The organism is Neisseria sp. P0021.S007 (assembly GCF_051956855.1).
In genome coordinates, this window is record NZ_JBQCXA010000575.1 from 1 (window position 1) to 671 (window position 671).

Annotated in this window: 1 protein-coding gene; it reads left to right on the forward strand. The window is 58.4% G+C overall.

The features are described 5' to 3' along the window. A partial coding sequence (locus ACTHUR_RS14705) for a 1-deoxy-D-xylulose-5-phosphate synthase N-terminal domain-containing protein (protein WP_440399327.1) occupies positions 1–671 on the forward strand: 671 nt, incomplete at both ends.

Consider the following 671-nt stretch of genomic DNA (forward strand, 5'->3'; position numbering starts at 1 on the left):
TTTCTGCTGGATTCCGTCGGACAAACCGGCGGTCATTTCGCCAGCAACTTAGGCGCGGTCGAGCTGACGGTGGCTCTGCACTACGTCTATCACACGCCTGAAGACAAGCTGGTTTGGGACGTCGGCCATCAAAGTTATCCACACAAAATCCTCACCGGCCGCAAAGATCAAATGCACACCATGCGCCGCTACGGTGGCTTGGCGGGATTCCCCAAGCGCAGCGAGTCCGAATACGACGCTTTCGGCGTGGGGCACTCCTCCACCTCCATCGGCGCGGCTTTGGGCATGGCGGCGGCAGACAAACTCTTGGGCAACGACCACCGTAGCGTCGCCATTATCGGCGACGGCGCGATGACGGCAGGTCAGGCGTTTGAGGCCTTAAACTGCGCGGGCGACATGGACGTGAACCTGCTGGTCATTCTCAACGACAACGAAATGTCGATTTCCCCCAACGTCGGCGCACTGCCGAAATACCTCGCCAGCAACGTCGTGCGCGATATGCGCGGCGTGTTGAGCACCATCAAGGCGCAATCAAGCAAGGTTTTGGACAAACTGCCCGGCGCGATGGAGCTTGCCCAAAAAGTCGAGCACAAAATCAAAACGCTGGCGGGCGAAGCCGAACACGCCAAGCAGTCGCTGTCTTTGTTTGAAAACTTCGGTTTCCGCTACAC